This is a genomic window from Cohnella algarum (assembly GCF_016937515.1).
Classification (GTDB): domain Bacteria; phylum Bacillota; class Bacilli; order Paenibacillales; family Paenibacillaceae; genus Cohnella; species Cohnella algarum.
On sequence record NZ_JAFHKM010000002.1, the window covers coordinates 4,495,638 to 4,514,864 of the forward strand.

Below are 19,227 nucleotides of genomic sequence, written 5' to 3' on the forward strand. Positions count from 1 at the left end.
TTTTTCATCGCGGCAACAAGTTTTCGCGCATTTTTCAGATTGACGGGGGAGGGAACGCCATGTCTGGACCGCTTGCAGGCAAGACGATCGTGCTCGGGATTACGGGGGGAATCGCCGCGTACAAGGCGGCGACGGTTTGCAGCCGTCTCGTGTCGCTCGGGGCCGAAGTCCGCGTCATCATGACGGACGGCGCGCAGCGTTTCATCGCGCCGCTTACGCTGCAGACGCTGTCCCGGCATCCGGTGGCGACGGATACGTTCGACGAAAGGGAAGCGTCCAAAGTGCAGCACATCGACTGGGCCGACGCCGCCGACCTGGTCGTCGTCGCTCCGGCCACCGCGAATATCATCGGCAAAATGGCGGCCGGCATCGCCGACGACATGCTCAGCACGACGCTGCTCGCGACGACGGCGCCGGTGCTGATCGCCCCGGCGATGAACGTGCACATGCTGGAGCATCCGGCCGTCGTGCGCAATCTCCAGACGTTGGCCGAGCGGGGCGTCCGGTTCGTCGAGCCGGGAACGGGACAGCTCGCTTGCGGCTACGTCGGCAAGGGCCGGCTCGCCGAGCCCGACGACATTGCGGCGGCCGCCGCGCGGCTGCTGGCGACGGACAAGCCGCTGGCGGGCAGGCGGGTACTCGTCACCGCGGGCGGAACGATCGAGAGGATCGATCCGGTCCGCTACATTACGAACGATTCGTCGGGCAAAATGGGCTTCGCGCTCGCCGAGACGGCGCTGCTGCTGGGCGCGGACGTGACGCTCGTATGCGCCCGGACGGACGGCGCGCCGCCTGCGGGGACGAAGCTCGTGTCCGTTCGCTCCGCGGAGGAAATGCTCGAAGCCGTCATGGCGCGCGCGGGCGAAATGGACGCCATCGTTATGGCAGCCGCGGTCGCCGACTACCGGCCCAAAGCCCCGCTCGAACGGAAAATGAAAAAAGGGCCGGAGACGCTGACGCTGGAGCTGGTCCGCAATCCCGATATTTTGCAGACGGTCGGAGAGTGGAAGGCGGATCGGATTCACTCCGGCAAAACGCCGTTCGTCATCGGCTTCGCGGCGGAAACGGACGAAGTGGAAAAGCATGCGACGGACAAGCTCAGGCGCAAGCGTTGCGATTTGATCGTCGCCAACGACGTTTCGCAGGAAGGCGCGGGCTTCGGCGCCGATACGAATATCGTGAGCGTCTACGGGCCGGAGGGTCTGGTGGAATCGCTGCCGCTCCAGTCCAAACGGGCGGCGGCGGAACGCATCTGGCGGATCGCGGCCGCGCGTCCGCCGTGGCGCGAAGCGGGAGAAGCCGCAAAGGCCGGGCAACCGGCAGCCGCGGCGGCGGACAGCCGGACCGTCCCGGCAAGCAGCGGCCGCCCGGCTGCTACCGGGGAGGCGGCCGACGCATGAAGGTTGCCCGCGTCATCGTCGACGTGCCCAGCCGGGACACGGACCGGCCGTTCGATTACCGCATCCCGGAGCATCTCGCCCGGTGGATCGACATCGGCAGCCGGGTTGCGGTCCCATTCGGCGGCAGGCTGCTTCAGGGGATCGTCGTCGCCGTTCCGGACCGGGCGGAGGTCGATCCGGGCAGGCTCAAGCCGGTCGAGGACGTCCTCGACTCGCTGCCTCCGCTGTCGGCGGAACTGGTGGAGCTCGGGGAATGGATCAGCCGCCGCTGGCTTTGCCCGCTCACGGTCGCGCTGCAGGCGATGCTGCCCGCGGCGCTGAAAGGGAAGACGGAGAAGTACATAGCGCCGATGCCGGGAACTCGCTGGACGGAAGCCGACAGGGCCGCGGCGCCCGGCCTCGTCGAAGCGCTCGAGCGGCAGGCTCCGCTCAAGCTGACTGCGCTCGCGAAGCAATTTCCGGATGCGGCGGACGCGATCAAGCGATGGCTGAAGCAGGGAAAATTGGGGGAACGGCAGAAGGTGGAAGACCGGCTGTCGGTCAAAACCGTGCTCACGGTCGTTCCTCCGGACGAGCGGCGGCTTCGCGAGGCGCTCGCGGACATTCCGGGTCGCGCCGCCAAGCAGCGGGAAGTCCTCGAATATTTGCTCGCCCATCCCGAGCCGATCGCCCAGCAGAAGCTTGCGGACGCGGCGGGGACGAACGTCTCCGTCATTCGGGCGCTGGCCGACAAAGGCTATGTCGCCGTCGAAGCCGTCGAGGCGAACCGGGATCCGTACGCGGACCGGACGTTCGCGCCGTCCTCGCCGATGACGCTGACCGAAGCGCAGGCGGCGGCCTTCGAGCCGATCGCGCGGGCGATCGACGAGGAGCGAAGCGAAGTGTTTTTGCTGCATGGCGTCACGGGAAGCGGCAAGACGGAAATTTATTTGCAGGCGATTCAGCGCTGCCTGACGTTGAACAAGGAAGCGATCGTGCTCGTGCCGGAAATCGCGCTGACCCCGCAGATGGTCGAACGCTTCAAAAGCCGGTTCGGCGATCTGGTCGCGGTGCTTCACAGCCGGCTGTCGAACGGCGAACGCTATGACGAGTGGCGGAAAATCCGGGACGGAAGCGCCCGCGTGGCCGTCGGCGCCCGCTCCGCGATTTTCGCTCCGTTCGAAAACATCGGGCTGATCGTCATCGACGAAGAGCACGAATCTTCGTACAAGCAGGAAGAAAGCCCGAAATATCATGCGAGGGACGTGGCGGCGGAAAGGGCGAGAAAGCACGGCGCCGCCGTCGTGCTCGGCTCGGCGACGCCTTCGATGGAGTCTTACGGCGCCGCCAAATATCCGGGCAGCGGGGTGGAAGCCGATCTTCGCCCCGTTTACGTTGCCTTGCCCGAGCGAGTCGCCGCCCGCCCGCTTCCGCCCGTGTCGATCGTCGACATGCGCGAGGAGCTGCGCCTGGGCAACCGGGCGATGTTCAGCAACCTTTTGAAAGAGAAGCTGGAGGACCGGCTCGAAAAAGGGGAGCAAACCGTTTTGCTGCTGAACAGGCGCGGCTACTCCACGTTCGTCATGTGCCGGTCCTGCGGATATACGGCGCAATGCCCGCATTGCGACATCGCGCTGACGTACCATAGGGGATCGCGCAACCTGCGCTGCCACTACTGCGGCTACGCGGAACGGGAGCCGGAGGAGTGCCCGTCGTGCCAAAGCCGGCACATCCGCTTTTTTGGCACCGGAACGCAAAAGGTCGAGGAAGCGCTCGCCCTCGCGTTCCCCGGCGTCCGCGTCATCCGGATGGACGTCGACACGACGTCGGAAAAAGGCTCGCACGAAAAGTGGCTGACCGCGTTTCGCGAGCGCAAGGCGGACGTCCTTCTGGGCACGCAAATGGTGGCGAAAGGGCTCGATTTTCCTTACGTCACGCTCGTCGGGGTGCTTGCCGCCGATTCCGCGCTGCGCCTTCCCGATTTCCGGGCTCCCGAACGAACGTTCCAGCTGCTGACCCAGGTGGCGGGGCGGGCGGGAAGGCACGAGCTTCCGGGCGAGGTGGTCATTCAAACGTACGAGCCGGAGCACGCCTCGATCGCGGCCGCCCGCCGCCACGACTACGGCGGCTTCGCGCTCGAGGAGCTTCGCCATCGGCGAATGATGGCTTATCCGCCGTACGGGAGGCTGATCGCCGTCACGTTTTCGCACGAACAGGTTCCGCTGCTCATGTCTCTCGGAGAAACGTTCGCCTCCAAAATGCGGGCGAGGGCGGAATCGGCCGGGCTTGCCGGAGCCGCGGGCTTGCCCGCGTTCGAGGTTCTCGGTCCCGTCGCGTCGCCGATTCCTCGGCTGAAAGATCGCTACCGTTTTCAATGTATGGTAAAATATCGGGGAGCGGATGCGGACGCTCATGCCTGGACGGCGGAAACGCTCCGCGAAATCGCGGACCCCGCCAAAAAACACGGCGTGCAAATCAGCGTCGACGTCGATCCGCAAATGATGTTATAGCCGTTTGCAACGCCAGTCTGCTTGAAAAGGAATGATGAAACCATGTCGATTCGATTGATCGTCAAACACCCGGACGATGTGCTGAGGGAAAGGGCTCAGGAGGTTACCAAGTTCAACGCGAATCTCCACAAGCTGCTCGACGATATGGCGGATACGATGTACGACGCGGATGGGGTCGGTCTCGCGGCTCCGCAGGTCGGCATTTTGAAGCGCGTCATCGTCGTCGACGCGGACGAAGAGCAAGGGCTGATCGAGCTCGTCAACCCCGAGATCGTCTCGGCGGAAGGCGAGCAGCTCGGACCGGAAGGCTGCCTTAGCATTCCGGGGCTGCAGGGCGACGTGCGGAGGGCGAACAAAGTCGTCATCCGCGGACAGGACCGTCACGGCAACCCGGTGCAGTACGAAGGAACCGGATTGCTGGCGCGCGCTTTCCAGCATGAGGTGGATCATTTGAACGGCGTGCTTTTTATCGATATAGCGGAATCGGTATACGAGGCGCGCAAGGCGGAACAGGACGGGGAATAAAATGAACATACTGTTTATGGGAACGCCCGATTTCGCCGTTCCTTCGCTTCGGGCGCTCCTGGAGCGAGGCCTGAACGTCGTCGCGGTCGTCACGCAGCCGGATCGGCCGAAAGGCCGCAAGCGGGAACTCTCCCCGCCGCCGGTCAAGGCGTTCGCGCAGCAGCGGGGACTCCGCGTGCTGCAGCCGGAGAAGCTGCGATCGCCCGACGCGGTCGCGGCCGTAACGGAGCTGGCCCCGGATTTGATCGTGACGGCTGCGTACGGCCAAATTTTGCCCAAGGCGGTGCTGGATTTGCCGCGCTTCGGCTGCGTCAACGTGCACGGCTCGCTGCTGCCGCGTTACCGCGGCGGAGCTCCGATCCAGCGCTCCATCATGAACGGGGAGCCGGTAACCGGCGTAACGCTCATGTACATGGCGGAGGGGCTCGACACCGGGGACATGATCGCCAAAGTCGAGGTCCCGATCGGCGACGACGATACGGCGGGCTCGATTTTCGCCAAGCTGAGCGACGCGGGGGCCGAGCTTCTGATCGAATGGCTGCCTCGCCTGCTCGACGGAACCGCCCCGCGGATCGCGCAGGACGATGCAGAAGCGACCTATGCGCCGAACTTGACCCGGGAAGACGAGCGGATCGACTGGAATCGGACCGCCCGGGACATTTTCAACCAGGTCCGCGGCCTGCATCCGATGGCCGGGGCGTTTACGTTTTTGAACGGGGAAGTGTTCAAAGTATGGGGCTGCCGGGCGCCGGGGGAAACGGATGCCCGACTGGCGGCCGAATGGGCCGAAGCCAAGCCCGGCACGGTGCTCGAAGCGGGCGCGGACGGCATTCGCGTGCGGACGGGCGACGGCAGCGTCGTCCTGACGCAGGTGCAGCCGGCAGGCAAAAAAGCGCTGCCCGCGGCGGAGTATGCGAGAGGGGCGCGCATCGCCCCCGGAACGGCGCTCGGTTAATACGGGCGCCGTTTTTTCGCATCGCAGCGAATCGGGAACCCCAAAATACATCACCCGCCCGATCCGGCGCAAACTAGGTTTGCGCGGACCGGAACGGGGCATGCGGAAGGACGACGAAATCGAGGTGCGAACATATCGTGGACGGTCAACATCGAAACACGCCGGGACAAACCGGCGCTAAAAAAGCCGGGCCTGCCGGGGGAACCAGAACCCGCCGGGATCCCGGGGGAGCGGGAGAGCACGGCAGGAGAACGCCGGCCAAAAGGAAGCCCGAGGGAGCGCGCGAAACCGCGCTCAACGTGCTGGAGCGGGTCGACCGGGAAGGGGCGTACAGCGGGCTTGAGCTCAACCGGACGCTGAACGAAGCGGGCTTGTCGAGGCAGGACGCGGCGCTGGCGACCGAAATCGCGTACGGCACGATTCAGAGGCTGAATACGATCGATTACGTCCTCTCGGACCGGGTGAAAGGCTGGCCGCGCAAAATCGAGCCCTGGGTGCGCAGCCTGCTCAGGCTCAGTTATTACCAGTTGCGCTTCCTTGACCGGGTGCCGGCGCACGCGGTCGTCGCCGAGGCGGTGAACATCGCCAAGCGGCGCGGCCACGCCGGCATCGCGGGCCTCGTCAACGGCACGCTGCGCGGGCTGCTGCGGGACGGCGTCGCGCCGTCATTGCCGGACGGGCTGGACGAGGCGGAGCGGATCGCGCTCGTCCACAGCTATCCGCTCTGGCTCGTCCGGCGCTGGCTTGCGGCCTACGGCGCCGCAAGGACGGAATCGCTGTGCGCGGCCGGCAACGAGCCGCCGCGAGCGTCGGCCCGCGTCAACCGGCTGCGGGCGGACCGAGACCGGCTGCTGGCCGAAATGGCCGAAGCCGGCATTGCCGCGATGCCGTCGAAGCTGTCGCCCGACGGCATCGTCGCGGTGCGCTCCGGCAGCCTCGCCGCGACGCCCTGGTACAAGGACGGCCTGCTCACGGTGCAGGACGAAAGCTCGATGCTCGTCGCCGCCGTCGCCGATCCGCGCCCGGGCGATCGCGTGCTCGATTGCTGCGCCGCCCCGGGCGGCAAGACGACGCAGCTTGCGGAGCGGATGGGCGACGCCGGCGAAGTGACGGCGAACGACATTCACGCGCACAAGGAGGCGCTCATCCGGGAGCAGGCGGCTCGGCTCGGCCTCGGCTCGATCCGGACGATGACCGGCGACGCGCTCGATCTGGCCGACCGCCTGCCGCCGCTGTCGATGGACGTCGTGCTGCTGGACGCGCCTTGCTCCGGTCTCGGCGTCATCCGCCGCAAGCCGGAAATCAAATGGAACAAGCGGCCCGAAGACATCGCCGCGCTGGCCGGCTTGCAGCGCCGCCTGCTGGAGCGGGCAAGCGCGCTGGTCCGGCCGGGGGGACGCTAGTGTACAGCACGTGCACGATCGCACCGGAGGAAAACGAGGAAACGATCCGGCATTTTCTCTCGTCCTTTCCCGAATTCGCGCTCGACCCCGGCTGGCCGGAGGAGGCGGCTCGGCCGCTTCGCGAGGCGGGCGTTCTGACCGACGCGTTCGAGGGAATGCTGCAGCTTTTGCCCGATCAGTTCGGCAGCGACGGTTTTTTTATCGCCAGGCTCCGCAGGAAGGAAGCTTAGCCTCTCGCGAAAGGCCGGGTTCTTTCTGAGCCGGCGGTTTTTATGGTAAAATAGACAGAATGGTGGTGACAAAGTGGAAAAACAAACGACGGTCAAAGGATTGGCCGATAAGCTCAATTACAAAACCGAGAAACCTTTTATTTACGACTATACGCTCGAACAGCTTCAAGATTGGGTCAAGGAGCAGGGCCAGCCGGCTTTCCGCGCCGGCCAAATCTTCGACTGGCTTTACGTGAAGCGGGTCGACGATTTCGAGGGCATGTCCAATTTGCCCAAAGCGCTTCGGGAAAAGCTTGCCGAGACGTTCAATTTCGTCACGCTGAAGGAAATTACGAAGCTGCAATCGAAGGACGGAACGGTCAAGTTTTTGTTCGGGCTGCACGACGATCACGCGATCGAGACGGTCATCATGCGCCACAACTACGGCAACAGCGTCTGCGTGACGACGCAGGTCGGCTGCCGGATCGGCTGCACGTTTTGCGCTTCGACGCTCGGCGGTTTGAAACGGAATTTGACGCCCGGCGAAATCGTCGCCCAGGTCGTTCAGGCGCAAAAGCTGCTCGACCCGGAAAACGAGCGGGTTTCCAGCATCGTCATTATGGGTTCGGGAGAACCGTTCGAAAACTATGACGCGACAATGACGTTTCTCCGCTTGATGACGCACCCGAAGGGGCTCAACATCGGGCAGCGCCACATTACGGTTTCGACAAGCGGCATCGTGCCGAACATGATCAAATTCGCGGACGAGAACACGCAAATCAACCTGGCGATCTCGATTCACGCGCCGAACGACGAGCTGCGCTCGAAGCTGATGCCGGTCAACCGGAGGTTCCCGTTCAGCGAGGTCATCGACGCCTGCAAATATTACATCGAGAAGACGGGCCGGAGAATTACGTTCGAGTACGCGCTGATCGGCGGCGTCAACGACCGCCCCGAGCACGCGGAGGAGCTCGGCAAGGTGCTCAAGGACATGCTGTGCCATGTCAACCTGATTCCGGTAAACTACGTGCCCGAGCGCGACTACGTGCGAACGCCGCGGGACGATATTTTCGAGTTCCACCGCATCCTGGTTCGCAACCGGATCAACGCGACGATCCGCAGGGAGCAAGGGCACGACATCGCGGCCGCTTGCGGCCAGCTGCGGGCGAAGCATATGGAGTCACAGGCGAGGTGAACGATGTGAAGACGGCTTGGCGAAGCCATGTCGGAAGAGTCCGGCATTTGAACGAAGACAGGGCTTGGACGGGGCAGCTCCGGAACGGCATTGCGGCGGCGGTAGTCGCCGACGGAATGGGGGGCCACAAGGCGGGGGACGTGGCAAGCGGCCTTGCGATCGACAGTTTGACGCAGTCGCTGACCGAGTGGAACGAGGATCTCTCTTCGGAGGCGAGCGAGGATCGCCTTCGGGCAATCGTTCGCAAGGCGAACGCGGCGGTTTTCGAAATGGCTTCCGGCAACGAAGCTTATTCCAACATGGGGACGACGGTCGTCCTCGCCATGGCGGACAAGGAAGCCGCGATGATCGGCCATATCGGCGACAGCCGGGCCTATCGGATGCGCGAGGGCGAACTCCAGCAGCTGACGGAGGATCATACGCTGGTGAACGAACTCGCCAAATCGGGCCAACTGAGCCCGGAGGAGGCGGCGAACCACCCGCGGCGCAACGTGCTGACGCGGGCGCTGGGAACCGACCGGGAAGTCGCGGTCGACGTCAGGCGGATCGATCTGCGGCAAGGCGACCGGCTGCTGCTGTGCAGCGACGGGCTCAGCTCCCTGGTGGAAGACAAGCTCATTCTGGATACGCTGAAGGAACCGGACGCGAATATGGAACAGATCGCGGACCGGTTGATTACGCTTGCTCTCCTGGCCGGAGGGGACGACAACGTGACGGTGGCCATCATCGATTGCGCCGAGGATGATGCCGCGGAAGGGGGAGCGTCATGATCGGTCATACGTTGAGCGGCAGGTACGAGCTGCTCGAGCGGGTCGGCGGCGGCGGGATGGCCCTCGTTTACAAGGCGAAGGACAATCTGCTCAACCGATTCGTTGCCGTGAAGGTGCTTCGCCAGCAGTTTATGCACGACGACGAATTCGTCCGCCGCTTCCGCAGGGAAGCGCAAGCCGCGGCGTCGTTGTCGCATCCGAACATCGTGAGCATCTATGACGTCGGGCAGGAAGAAGATACTCATTATATCATTATGGAATTCGTGGACGGCCGCAATCTGAACGAAATTATTCGCGAGCGCGCGCCGCTGCAGGCGGAGGAAGCGGTGCGGATCGCGTCGCAAATCTGCGACGCGCTCGATCACGCGCACCAGAACCAGATCATCCATCGCGATATCAAGCCTCATAACATCCTTATCGGAAACAACGGACGGGTGAAGGTTACCGATTTCGGCATCGCCCGCGCGGTCACCTCCTCGACGATTACGCAAACGGGCTCCGTCGTCGGCTCGGTCCATTATTTTTCGCCCGAGCATGCCAAGGGCGTGACGACCGGCGAGAAGTCGGATATTTATTCGCTGGGGATCGTTTTGTATCAAATGCTGACGGGCCGTCTTCCGTTTTTGGGCGAAAGCCCGATCAGCGTGGCGCTCAAGCACCTGCAGGAGCCGTTCGAGCAGCCGCGCCTGGTCAATCCGCACATCCCGCAAAGCGTCGAAAACATCATCCTTCGCGCGATGCGCAAAAATCCGCAGGAGCGGTACGCTTCGGCCAAGCGGATGCTCGACGATCTGGAGACGTGCCTGTCTCCGCAGCGACTGAACGAACCACCGGTTTCGTTCGAGAGCGACGACGACGAGGAGGAAGACCGGACGAGGGCGATCCCGGCGCTGAAGCCGGATATGCGGCTGTCGGGCGAAGAGACGATCGTTCGCGGCGAACCGGAGTCCGATGAAGAAGAGGAAGAAGAGGAGCCGAAGCGCCGGTGGGTGATGCCGACGGTGCTCAGCGTCATTGCCGTCATCCTGATCGGGATTTTGATCTGGGCGATCATGACGCTGCGGGGATCGCTCAGTCCGGACGACGTCGAAGTGCCGACCGTCATCGGCCACGATATCCAGGAAGCGATGCAAATGTTGGAAAACGTCGGCCTGGTAGGGGTCGAGGTCGCCTCCGAGCCGAGCTCCGAATACGAAGAAGACGTCGTCATCAAGCAGAACAAGCAGGATATGTCCGTCAAAAAAGGCGCCACGGTCGAACTTACGGTCAGCAGCGGACCGCTCATGATCGAACTTCCGCCGCTCGTCGGAGGGACGTACGAGGATGCCGTCGTCAAGCTGGTCGGTCTCGGCATCGACGAGGGCAGGATCGAGAAAACGGAAACCCATGACAAGAGCGAGCCGGGCACGGTTATCCACCAGTCGCCGGGCGAGGGAACGGAGTTCAATCCGGAAACGGACACGATCGAGCTGACCGTCAGCCTCGGCGAAGAGTCGTTCCCGATGCCGAACCTGATCGGGATGACGCTTAGCGAAGCCAAAGCCGCCATTTTGCAAAACGATCTGGTGCTGCCGAAGGAAAACATCCTTTACGAGCCAAGCTACGCGACGGAGAACAAAGTATTCAAGCAGTTCCCGGCCGAGCAGAACGAATCGGTGACAGCCGGATCCGAAGTGCAAATCTGGATCAGCAGCGGCTATCCGGCCGAGGCCAAGGAGCGGAAGTACAACGTGACGGTGCCCCCCGCGCAGGAAGGCGCGCAAAGCGTCATCCGAATCGAGTATTCCGACGCGCGCGGCGACAATATCGAATGGGGCACGAAAAAAATTACGACGACGGAGACGTTCCCGGTCACGCTCGTGCTGTCGCCGAGCAAGGAAGGCTTGATCCGGATTTACCGGGACGATCAAATATTGGACGAAATTCCGATCCCGTACGAGGACGTCCCGGCTTCGGAGACGCCTGCGGTAGAGCCGTCCGGGGAACCGTCGGACAATCCGGACGCTTCCGGCGAACAGACGGACGCCGAGCAGGGAACGTTTAACGAAGACGGGAACGGAGACGGAATCGAAGGCGAAGGAGAAGGCGGAGAACAGGAGAATCAAGGATGAGCAGAGGAGGCCATACATGCCCGAAGGCATGATTTTCAAGGCGCTCAGCGGCTATTATTACGTCAAACGGGACGACGGCGGAGAGCCGGTGCAATGCCGGGCGCGCGGCATCTTCAAAAAACGGGGCGTTTCGCCGCTCGTCGGAGACCGGGTAAAGTTCAGCGAAACGGAAAACGGGGAAGGCATGGTGGATGAAATCCTTCCCCGCTCGACGGAGCTGATCCGGCCGCCCGTCGCCAACGTCGATCTGGCCGTGCTCGTGTTTTCGGTCGTTCGTCCCGAAATGAACTTGCTGCTGCTTGACAAATTTCTCGTCCATACCGAGCATGCCGGGCTTGACGCGCTCATCGTGCTGACGAAGCTGGACGCCGTCCAAAACGACCCCGAGCATGAACGGATCGTGCGGGAAATGGAAGAAGCGAGAACGTTGTACCGCGCCATCGGGTACGATATGCTGGCGACAAGCTCGAAGCAGGGCGAAGGGATCGAAGAGCTGCGCAAGCGGCTAGCGGGCCGCGTCAGCGTGTTCGCCGGCCAATCGGGCGTAGGCAAATCGTCCCTTCTCAATGCGCTCGTGCCCGGTCTGACCCTCGAAACGAGCGAAATCAGCGAGCGGCTCGGGCGGGGACGCCACACGACGAGGCACGTGGAGCTGGTTCCGCTTGCGGGCGGCGGCTACGTCGCGGATACGCCCGGCTTCAGCCAACTGGACTTCGCGGAGCTCGGCATCGATCAGATCGGCTCCTGTTTCCGCGAACTCCGCGAGCTGGCGTCAAGCTGCAAGTTCCGCGGGTGCACCCATATGCACGAGCCGGGCTGCGCCGTTCTCGCCGCCAAGGAAAGCGGCGAGATCGCGGCGAGCCGCTATCAAAATTATGCCGAGTTTATGAACGAATGGAAACAGATTCGACGGAGGTATTAAGAGATGGCTATTATTGCGCCCTCTATTTTGTCGGCGGATTTCGCCAAGCTGGGAGAGGAAATCCGGGAAGTCGACCAAGGCGGCGCGGATTGGATTCATATCGATATTATGGACGGCCAATTCGTGCCGAATTTGACGTTCGGCCCTCCGGTCGTAGCGGCGGTTCGCCCGTACACGAAACTTCCTTTCGACGTTCACTTGATGGTGCATACGCCCGAGCGGCTGTTCGGCGATCTCGTCAAGGCCGGGGCGGATCGGATCACCGTGCACGCGGAGGCTTGCGTTCACCTTCACCGGACCGTGCATATGATCCGGGAGCTCGGCCTCAAGGCCGGGGTGGCGCTCAATCCCCATACGCCGCTGTCGGTGCTGGACTACGTGCTTGAAGACGTGGATCTCGTTTTGATCATGACGGTGAATCCGGGATTCGGCGGACAAGCGTTCATTCCCTCCACGTTGGCGAAAATTCGCGCCCTGCGGGACGCGCTCGACGCCCGGGGCCTTTCCGGCGTTCATATCGAGGTCGACGGCGGCATCAACGCGGAGACGGCGAAGCTTGTTGCGGAGAGCGGGGCGAACGCGCTCGTCGCCGGAAACTCGATCTTTTCGCAGGCCGACCGGGCGGCCGCGATCCGGGCGCTGAGGCCGTAAGCTTGCCTTCGCGAAAACGGCTGTGCCTCTCCTTGCGGGGAGGGCTCAGCCGTATTTTGATAATATTCTCTGTCCCGGGGACGTCTATGTCGTTTTGCTTGTTTTTACTTGAAATATAAAGAAGGTTTTATTCTTTCGTCGCGAAGCCGACCGAGAAATCTTTCTGGACATTTGCGCGCCGTTCGGACAGCGGGAACATTTCCCCTTTGATGTTTTTTCCATCTGCGCCGCAAATCGGCTCGCCCTTCCGCGGATCCGATGGAGTCGTAGTTGCTCAACTTAACCGATTAAACGCATGTGACCGCACTCAGTTGGGTAAATATGACTCATTTCAACCGGATAGACGCATGTGACCGCACTCAGTTGGGTAAATATGACTCATTTCAACCGGATAGACGCATATGACCGCACTCAGTTGGGTAAATATGACTCATTTCAACCGGATAGACGCATATGACCGCACTCAGTTGGGTAAATATGACTCATCTGAACCGGCTAGACACATAGGCCGGAGTCAATTGGGTAAATATGACCCGTCTCACAGGAGGCAGAGCTGTTTTGACCTGGCTGCCGGCCGCCCGCAAGATGGGCGCGCGATCTCTTCGATCGCCGTCATAGGACAAAGAGGCACGTGCATACAATGGAATCAATAGCGTGCGCACTGCGGAACGACCGCCGCCGCGGACCTATGTCTGCTTTGCCGCGAAGGGACCGGAGGAGGGTGAAGGATGAAATTTTACACCATCAAACTGCCGAAATTTTTAGGCGGATTTGTCAAGGCAATCCTGAACACGTTCCAGAAAAACTGACGCCTCACCGGGACTACTTTCGTTCCGGGGGGCGCCGGCCTTGCCGGCACCCGGCCGCAAATCGCAACCTTTCCAACGACAACAAAAAGCACCTGGAGCCCAGGTGCTTTTGTCATGTCGCCGCAATGGCGGCCGATTATACGCGAGTCACTTTGCCGGATTTGAGAGCGCGGGTGCTCACATAAACCCGTTTCGGTTTACCGTTTACCAAAATACGCACTTTTTGTACGTTAACCCCCCACGAACGGCGGGTATGATTGTTGGCGTGAGACACATTGCAGCCGGACCCCGGACCTTTGCCGGTAACAAAACACTTGCGTGCCATTTAACTCCACCTCCCTGCCAAGACCATGCAAACACTCTACCTATCATAGCACAGCCTATGAGGGGTTGCAATCGATGTTCCGCGCTTCAAACCGAAACTTTTTTGTAGTAAAATGGGGATAATCCTTAGGTAAGGATTGAAGGAGGAGTTTCCATGTCCATGCAACTGACGACAGAAACCGGAAAAATCCACGTCTCGGACCAGGTTATAGCGATTATTGCCGGGTCGGCGGCGCTGGATTGCTTTGGATTGGTGGGAATGGCCTCCCGCAAGCAGCTGAAAGACGGATTCTCGGAAATGCTCGGACGGGAAAATCTTTCGCGCGGCGTTGAGATCAGGCGCGAAGGAGAACAGCTGCATCTGGATCTGTACGTCATCGTCGCATACGGAACCAAAATTTCCGAAGTTGCGCATAACATTCAATCGCAAGTCAAATATGTGCTGGATGAAGTGGTAGGGCTCAAGGTCGATCATGTCAACATTTTTGTTCAAGGCGTACGCGTTAGCCGCTAGGACACGACCGGGAAAGAGAACAACTTTATCGATGCCGATCGTATCTTTGGAAGGAGAATTTACATTTGAGCAGACGCAGCTTGAACGGAGCGGAATGGTCGGCCATGGTGCTCGCGGGTTCGGAACGGCTCGCGGAGCATGCCGAGCGAGTGAATGAATTGAACGTGTTTCCCGTGCCGGACGGCGATACGGGAACGAATATGAGCATGACGATGAAAGCGGGAGCGGCCGAGCTCGGGGCGAGGCCGCAGGCGGAAATCGGACGGGCGGCGGAGGTTCTGTCCAAGGGACTGCTGATGGGCGCAAGGGGCAACTCCGGCGTTATTTTGTCCCAGCTGTTCCGGGGGTTCGCCCGCGCGGTCGCAGGGCACCAGGAATTGACAGTGCCGCTGTTTGCGACCGCTTTGCAGCAGGGAGTTGACACCGCTTACAAATCCGTCGTCAAGCCGGTGGAGGGAACGATTCTGACCGTCGCGAAGGAAGCGGCGCGCCACGGCACGGCGATCTCCCGCCGAACGCCGGATATCGGCGAGTTCATGAAGGAAGTCCACCGCAAGGCGGCCGAAGCGCTGTCGCGCACGCCGGATTTGCTTCCGGTGCTGAAGCAGGTCGGCGTCGTCGATTCGGGCGGTCAGGGCCTAGTCTACGTTTACGAAGGCTTCGTCGACTATTTGTTCTCGGGCGCCGTCGAAGCCCCGGGCTTCGGGGCGCAGTCGGCCGGGCGTTCCGCCGCGGAACCGCCTTCGGCTTCGGCGCCGTCTTCGGCAGCCGTTTCGGGAATCGCGCCGACGAGCCGATCCGCCCAATCCCGAATCGCGACGGAATCGATTCGATTTCCGTACGACATGGAATTTTTTATCCGGAAATTGGCTTCCCCGGGCGGCCGGGCATTTTCGGAATCCGCCTTCCGAAGAGAGCTGGAGAAGGACGGGGACTCCATCATTTTGATCGACGACGGAGACGTCATCAAGGTGCACGTTCATTCCCGCCGGCCGGGCGACGTGCTGAACGCGGCGCTTGCCTACGGCGAACTGACCCAGCTGCATATTCTGAATATGCGCGACCAGCATCGCGATTTGCTTCGGCCGGAGACGGCGATGCTTCCGGGCGTCCGCCTCCCGGCGGAGGACGAAGCGCTCGGCATGGAAGCGGCGTCCGGCATTCCGGCGGTGCAGGATCCGTTCGGAGCGGACGTCCTGCAGCCCGGACAAGCGCCCCATCCTTACGTGCACGAAATGGCGGCTTTCGGCGTCGTTGCCGTCAGCGCGGGGGAAGGGAACGCGGAACTTCTGCGCAGTCTCGGCGTCGACATCGTCATTTCCGGCGGTCAGAGCATGAATCCGAGCACCGAGGATTTGCTGCAGGCGATCCGTTCGCTTTCGGTCGAGCACGTATTCGTGCTGCCGAACAACGGCAATATTTTGATGGCGGCCGAGCAGGCGTCCGAGCTGGCGGAGCGGCCGGTTACGGTCGTGCCGACGCGATCGGTGCCGCAAGGCTTTGCGGCCATGTTCGCGTTCCGCGAAGAGGAATCCGCCGCCGTCAACAAGGAGCGCATGCTGCAAGCCATCGAGCGCGTCGGAACGGGGCAGATCACCCGGGCGGTGCGCGATACGCGGATGGACGACATCGACATTCGCAGCGGGCAGTTTATCGGAATCCAGGACAAGACGATCGTGGCGGCGGCGGACGAGCTCGGCGATACCTGCCGGCAACTGCTGGCGCGGCTGATGAAGTCCGGCGACGAAATCGTGACGATTCTGACCGGCGAAGGCTCGGAAGAGACGGTTACGGCCGATTTGCTGGCATGGCTCGAGGAACGGTACCCGGACGCGGAAGCCGAACGGCATGAGGGCGGACAGCCGCTATATCCGTACTGGTTCATGGTGGAGTCGGATTGACGGGCGAGTCGAATCGATTAACTGAAACGGGAGGATTGCCCATGCAAGTCGCGATCGTAACGGACAGCACGGCGGATATTCCGCGGGAAGTGCGCGAGCGTCTCGGGATCGACATGATCCCGCTGCAGGTTCATTTCGGCGACGAATCGTATCTCGACAATATCGATCTTGAGCCTGCGCAATTTTACGAAAAGCTGAAGGCGTCGAACGTATTGCCCAAAACTTCGCAGCCGTCGCCGGCCGACTTTCACGAAGTGTACAGCCGGCACGTGCAGGCCGGGCGGCCGGTCATTTCCATTCATCTGTCGTCCGCGATGAGCGGGACGTACCAGTCCGCGCTGCTGGCGAAATCGATGCTGGAGGACGAGGGCAACGTCACGGTCATCGACTCCAAGTCGGCTTCCTACGGTTACGGCATGCTGGTCGTAGAGGCGGCGGAAATGGCGAACCAGGGCGCCTCCGTCGATGAAATTACCGCGAGAATCGACAAGATTCGCAAAGATACGAAGCTCTATTTTCTGGTCGATACGCTGGAATATTTGCATAAAGGCGGCCGCATCGGCAAAGCTTCCGCGATGTTCGGATCGCTGCTCAATATCAAGCCGATTTTGACGATCGACGGCGAAGGCGTCGTCTCTTCGATCGACAAGGCCAGAGGACAAAAACGCGCCTTCGCGCGAATCGCCGAACTGCTGGAGGCGGATTTCGGATCCGCGCCTTTGCAGCTCAGCGCCGTCGTGACGCCTGGCGATACGGCGATGGCGGACGAACTGATCGAGCTGCTGCACGAACGGTTTGCGATAAGCCGGTTTTTCCGTTCGGAAATCGGTCCCGTCATCGGCACGCACGCAGGGCCCGGGACCGTCGGATTGTTCGCCCGGGCGGCCGCCTCGGACCGATAGTAGCCAGATTCGAATGGGGTAGGTTCTATGTCTTCATCTTTATTTTCCATTCCGGTGAAGCGACTTCAAGGCGTGAGCTCCCAGAAAGAAGAGGAGCTTCACGCCTTGGGCGTTTTTACGATCGGGGATCTGCTGGAGTATTATCCGTTCCGGTACGAAGATTACCGGATTCGGTCGCTTTCGGAAACGAAAGACGGCGAAAAAGCAACCGTTCAGGGAACGGTGGCGTCCATGCCGTCGCTCCAACGCTTCGGCCGCAAATCCCGGCTTATTTGCCGGGTGGCGGTCGACGGGATGATCGTCACGGGCGTATGGTTCAACCGCGCGTTTTTGAAGGAGCAGCTGACGCTCGGCAGGGAGATCGTGCTGACGGGGAAATGGGACCAGAGGCGGCGGCAGATGACGGTGGCGGAATCGGAGTTTCCGGACCGCCAAAACGCGAAGTCCGGGACGCTGCAGCCTGTCTATTCCGTCGGCGGCAGCCTGACGCAGGCGTGGATGCGCCAGCGGATTGCCAAGGCGCTCGATCAATACGGCGCGATGATTCCGGAGCTGCTGCCGGCGGAGCTGCTCGAGCGCTACAAGCTTCCGCCGCGCCGGGAAGCGATATGGCGCATTCACCGGCCCGAGGGCACGGCGGAAGGGCAGGAAGCGCGTAGGCGCATGGTGTATGAGGAGCTGTTTTTGTTCGAGCTCAAATTGCAGGGTTACCGGGCGATGAACCGGAAGCAGCCGGACGGAATCGCGCATAAAATCGACAGCGAAGACATTCGCGCGTTCGCGGCCGGACTGCCGTTTGCGCTCACCGACGCCCAAAAAAAAGTCATCAACGAAATCACGCACGATATGCGCCAGCCTTACGCGATGAACCGGCTGCTGCAGGGCGACGTCGGATCCGGCAAAACGGTCGTGTCCGCGGCGGCGCTCTTCGCTACCGTCAAAGCGGGCTGCCAGGGAGCGCTCATGGTGCCGACCGAAATTCTCGCCGAGCAGCATGCGAGATCGCTCGGCAAGCTGTTCGAGCCGTACGGCATTCAGATCGGCCTGCTTACCGGCAGCCTGACCGAGCGGAAGCGGCGGGACATGATCGCCGGGCTTCAGATGGGGCTGACCGACATCGTCATCGGCACGCACGCGCTGATCCAGGAGGACGTTCATTTTCGCCGCCTCGGCCTCGTCGTGCTGGACGAGCAGCATCGCTTCGGCGTGCAGCAGCGGAGCATTTTACGGAAAAAGGGAATGAATCCCGACGTGCTGTCGATGACGGCGACGCCGATTCCAAGGACGCTTGCGATCACGGTGTTCGGGGACATGGACGTTTCGACCATCCGGGAACGGCCGAAAGGCCGCCTGCCGATTTTGACCTATTGGGTCAAGCATGACAAAATGGACCGCGTGCTCGGATTTATCCGGCACGAAGCGGAACTGGGGCGGCAGACGTTTTTCATTTGTCCGCTCATCGAGGAATCGGAGAAGCTCGACGTGCAAAACGCGATCGACCTGCACGCCCAGCTGCGCCAGGCGCTGCCGGAGCTTTCCGTCGGCCTGCTGCACGGGCGGATGTCGTCGGCGGAGAAGGACGAGGCGATGAGCGCGTTCGCCCGGGGCGAGACGACCGTGCTCGTGTCGACGACCGTCATCGAAGTCGGCGTCGACGTGCCGAACGCGACGCTGATGATCGTGATGGACGCGGACCGGTTCGGCTTGTCCCAGCTGCATCAGCTTCGCGGCCGCGTCGGGAGAGGCGAGCACCAGTCGTATTGCGTCCTGATCGCCGATCCGAAGTCGGAAAACGGCCAGGAGCGGATGAAGGCGATGACGGACACGGACGACGGCTTCGAAATCGCCCGGCGGGATTTGGAGCTGCGCGGGCCCGGCGAATTTTTCGGCACGAAGCAAAGCGGGATGCCGGAATTCCGGATCGCGAACCTCGTCAACGATTTCGAGGTGCTGGAGCAGGCGCGGGACGACGCGGCGGAACTTACGGCGAAGCCGGAGTTTTGGTCGTCCCCGGCTTACGAAGGTTTGCGGGATTTTTTGCGGCGGGAGTCGCAGCTTAGCGGAGAGCCGCTCGATTGAAATGGGCTTGCGAGGATGTTTGGCAAAGCGGGTCATCCCCGCCCGCCGTTCGGCATAGGATAGTCAAG

General features: G+C 61.9%; 15 protein-coding genes and 1 pseudogene. 15 read left to right on the forward strand and 1 reads right to left on the reverse strand.

Annotated elements, in window-relative coordinates; genetic code table 11:
* The first annotated feature begins 59 nt into the window (after nt 1-59).
* The 11 genes and pseudogenes from coaBC to spoVM all read left to right on the forward strand — a co-directional run bounded on the left by coaBC (nt 60) and on the right by spoVM (nt 13,439).
* A complete protein-coding gene (gene coaBC / locus JW799_RS20180; RefSeq protein WP_205431420.1) occupies nt 60-1,400 on the forward strand; it encodes a bifunctional phosphopantothenoylcysteine decarboxylase/phosphopantothenate--cysteine ligase CoaBC in 1,341 nt (446 codons plus the stop codon).
* Nucleotides 1,397-3,889 (forward strand): primosomal protein N', encoded by a 2,493-nt coding sequence (gene priA, locus JW799_RS20185; protein ID WP_205431421.1) that lies wholly within the window; start codon nt 1,397-1,399, stop codon nt 3,887-3,889. The genes coaBC and priA overlap by 4 nt, the downstream gene beginning before the upstream one ends.
* Nucleotides 3,890-3,931: 42 nt before the next feature.
* Nucleotides 3,932-4,414 (forward strand): peptide deformylase, encoded by a 483-nt coding sequence (def, locus tag JW799_RS20190; RefSeq protein ID WP_080840256.1) that lies wholly within the window; start codon nt 3,932-3,934, stop codon nt 4,412-4,414.
* 1 nt (nt 4,415) lies between these two features.
* Entirely contained in the window at nt 4,416-5,369 is a 954-nt protein-coding gene (gene fmt, locus JW799_RS20195) for a methionyl-tRNA formyltransferase (protein ID WP_080840255.1), read from the forward strand.
* A gap of 299 nt (nt 5,370-5,668) precedes the next feature.
* Nucleotides 5,669-7,002: pseudogene (gene rsmB, locus JW799_RS20200) on the forward strand (16S rRNA (cytosine(967)-C(5))-methyltransferase RsmB).
* Nucleotides 7,003-7,075: 73 nt separating this feature from the next.
* Nucleotides 7,076-8,176 (forward strand): dual-specificity RNA methyltransferase RlmN, encoded by a 1,101-nt coding sequence (rlmN, locus tag JW799_RS20205; RefSeq protein WP_245809827.1) that lies wholly within the window; start codon nt 7,076-7,078, stop codon nt 8,174-8,176.
* Between the two features lie 5 nt (nt 8,177-8,181).
* Nucleotides 8,182-8,946: a Stp1/IreP family PP2C-type Ser/Thr phosphatase gene (locus JW799_RS20210; RefSeq protein ID WP_080841018.1), complete on the forward strand. Its 765-nt coding sequence runs from the start codon at nt 8,182-8,184 to the stop codon at nt 8,944-8,946.
* Nucleotides 8,943-11,057 carry a Stk1 family PASTA domain-containing Ser/Thr kinase gene (pknB, locus tag JW799_RS20215; RefSeq protein WP_080840252.1) on the forward strand — a complete coding sequence of 705 codons (2,115 nt, stop codon included), beginning with the start codon at nt 8,943-8,945 and terminating at the stop codon, nt 11,055-11,057. Before JW799_RS20210 ends, pknB begins: the two co-directional genes overlap by 4 nt.
* 16 nt (nt 11,058-11,073) lie before the next feature.
* Nucleotides 11,074-11,979, forward strand: coding sequence for a ribosome small subunit-dependent GTPase A (rsgA, locus tag JW799_RS20220; protein ID WP_080840251.1), 906 nt, complete (start codon nt 11,074-11,076; stop codon nt 11,977-11,979).
* Between the two features lie 3 nt (nt 11,980-11,982).
* Entirely contained in the window at nt 11,983-12,630 is a 648-nt protein-coding gene (gene rpe, locus JW799_RS20225; RefSeq protein WP_205431422.1) for a ribulose-phosphate 3-epimerase, read from the forward strand.
* Nucleotides 12,631-13,358: 728 nt separating this feature from the next.
* Nucleotides 13,359-13,439 (forward strand): stage V sporulation protein SpoVM, encoded by an 81-nt coding sequence (gene spoVM, locus JW799_RS20230; RefSeq protein ID WP_010345573.1) that lies wholly within the window; start codon nt 13,359-13,361, stop codon nt 13,437-13,439.
* Between the two features lie 136 nt (nt 13,440-13,575).
* Here spoVM and rpmB read toward each other — a convergent pair whose 3' ends face one another.
* Nucleotides 13,576-13,764: a 50S ribosomal protein L28 gene (rpmB, locus tag JW799_RS20235; protein WP_080840248.1), complete on the reverse strand. Its 189-nt coding sequence runs from the start codon at nt 13,762-13,764 to the stop codon at nt 13,576-13,578.
* Nucleotides 13,765-13,917: 153 nt separating this feature from the next.
* Between rpmB and JW799_RS20240 the strand changes: the two genes are divergently transcribed.
* The 4 genes from JW799_RS20240 (at nt 13,918) to recG (ending at nt 19,159) form a co-directional block, all read left to right on the forward strand.
* Nucleotides 13,918-14,277, forward strand: a complete 360-nt coding sequence (locus JW799_RS20240) for an Asp23/Gls24 family envelope stress response protein (RefSeq protein WP_080840246.1) — start codon at nt 13,918-13,920, stop codon at nt 14,275-14,277.
* A gap of 65 nt (nt 14,278-14,342) precedes the next feature.
* On the forward strand, nt 14,343-16,178 hold the full coding sequence (locus JW799_RS20245) for a DAK2 domain-containing protein (protein WP_205431423.1): 1,836 nt from the start codon (nt 14,343-14,345) through the stop codon (nt 16,176-16,178).
* Between the two features lie 41 nt (nt 16,179-16,219).
* Entirely contained in the window at nt 16,220-17,080 is an 861-nt protein-coding gene (locus tag JW799_RS20250) for a DegV family protein (protein ID WP_205431424.1), read from the forward strand.
* 27 nt (nt 17,081-17,107) lie between these two features.
* On the forward strand, nt 17,108-19,159 hold the full coding sequence (gene recG, locus JW799_RS20255; RefSeq protein WP_080840241.1) for an ATP-dependent DNA helicase RecG: 2,052 nt from the start codon (nt 17,108-17,110) through the stop codon (nt 19,157-19,159).
* The last annotated feature ends 68 nt before the right edge of the window (nt 19,160-19,227 follow it).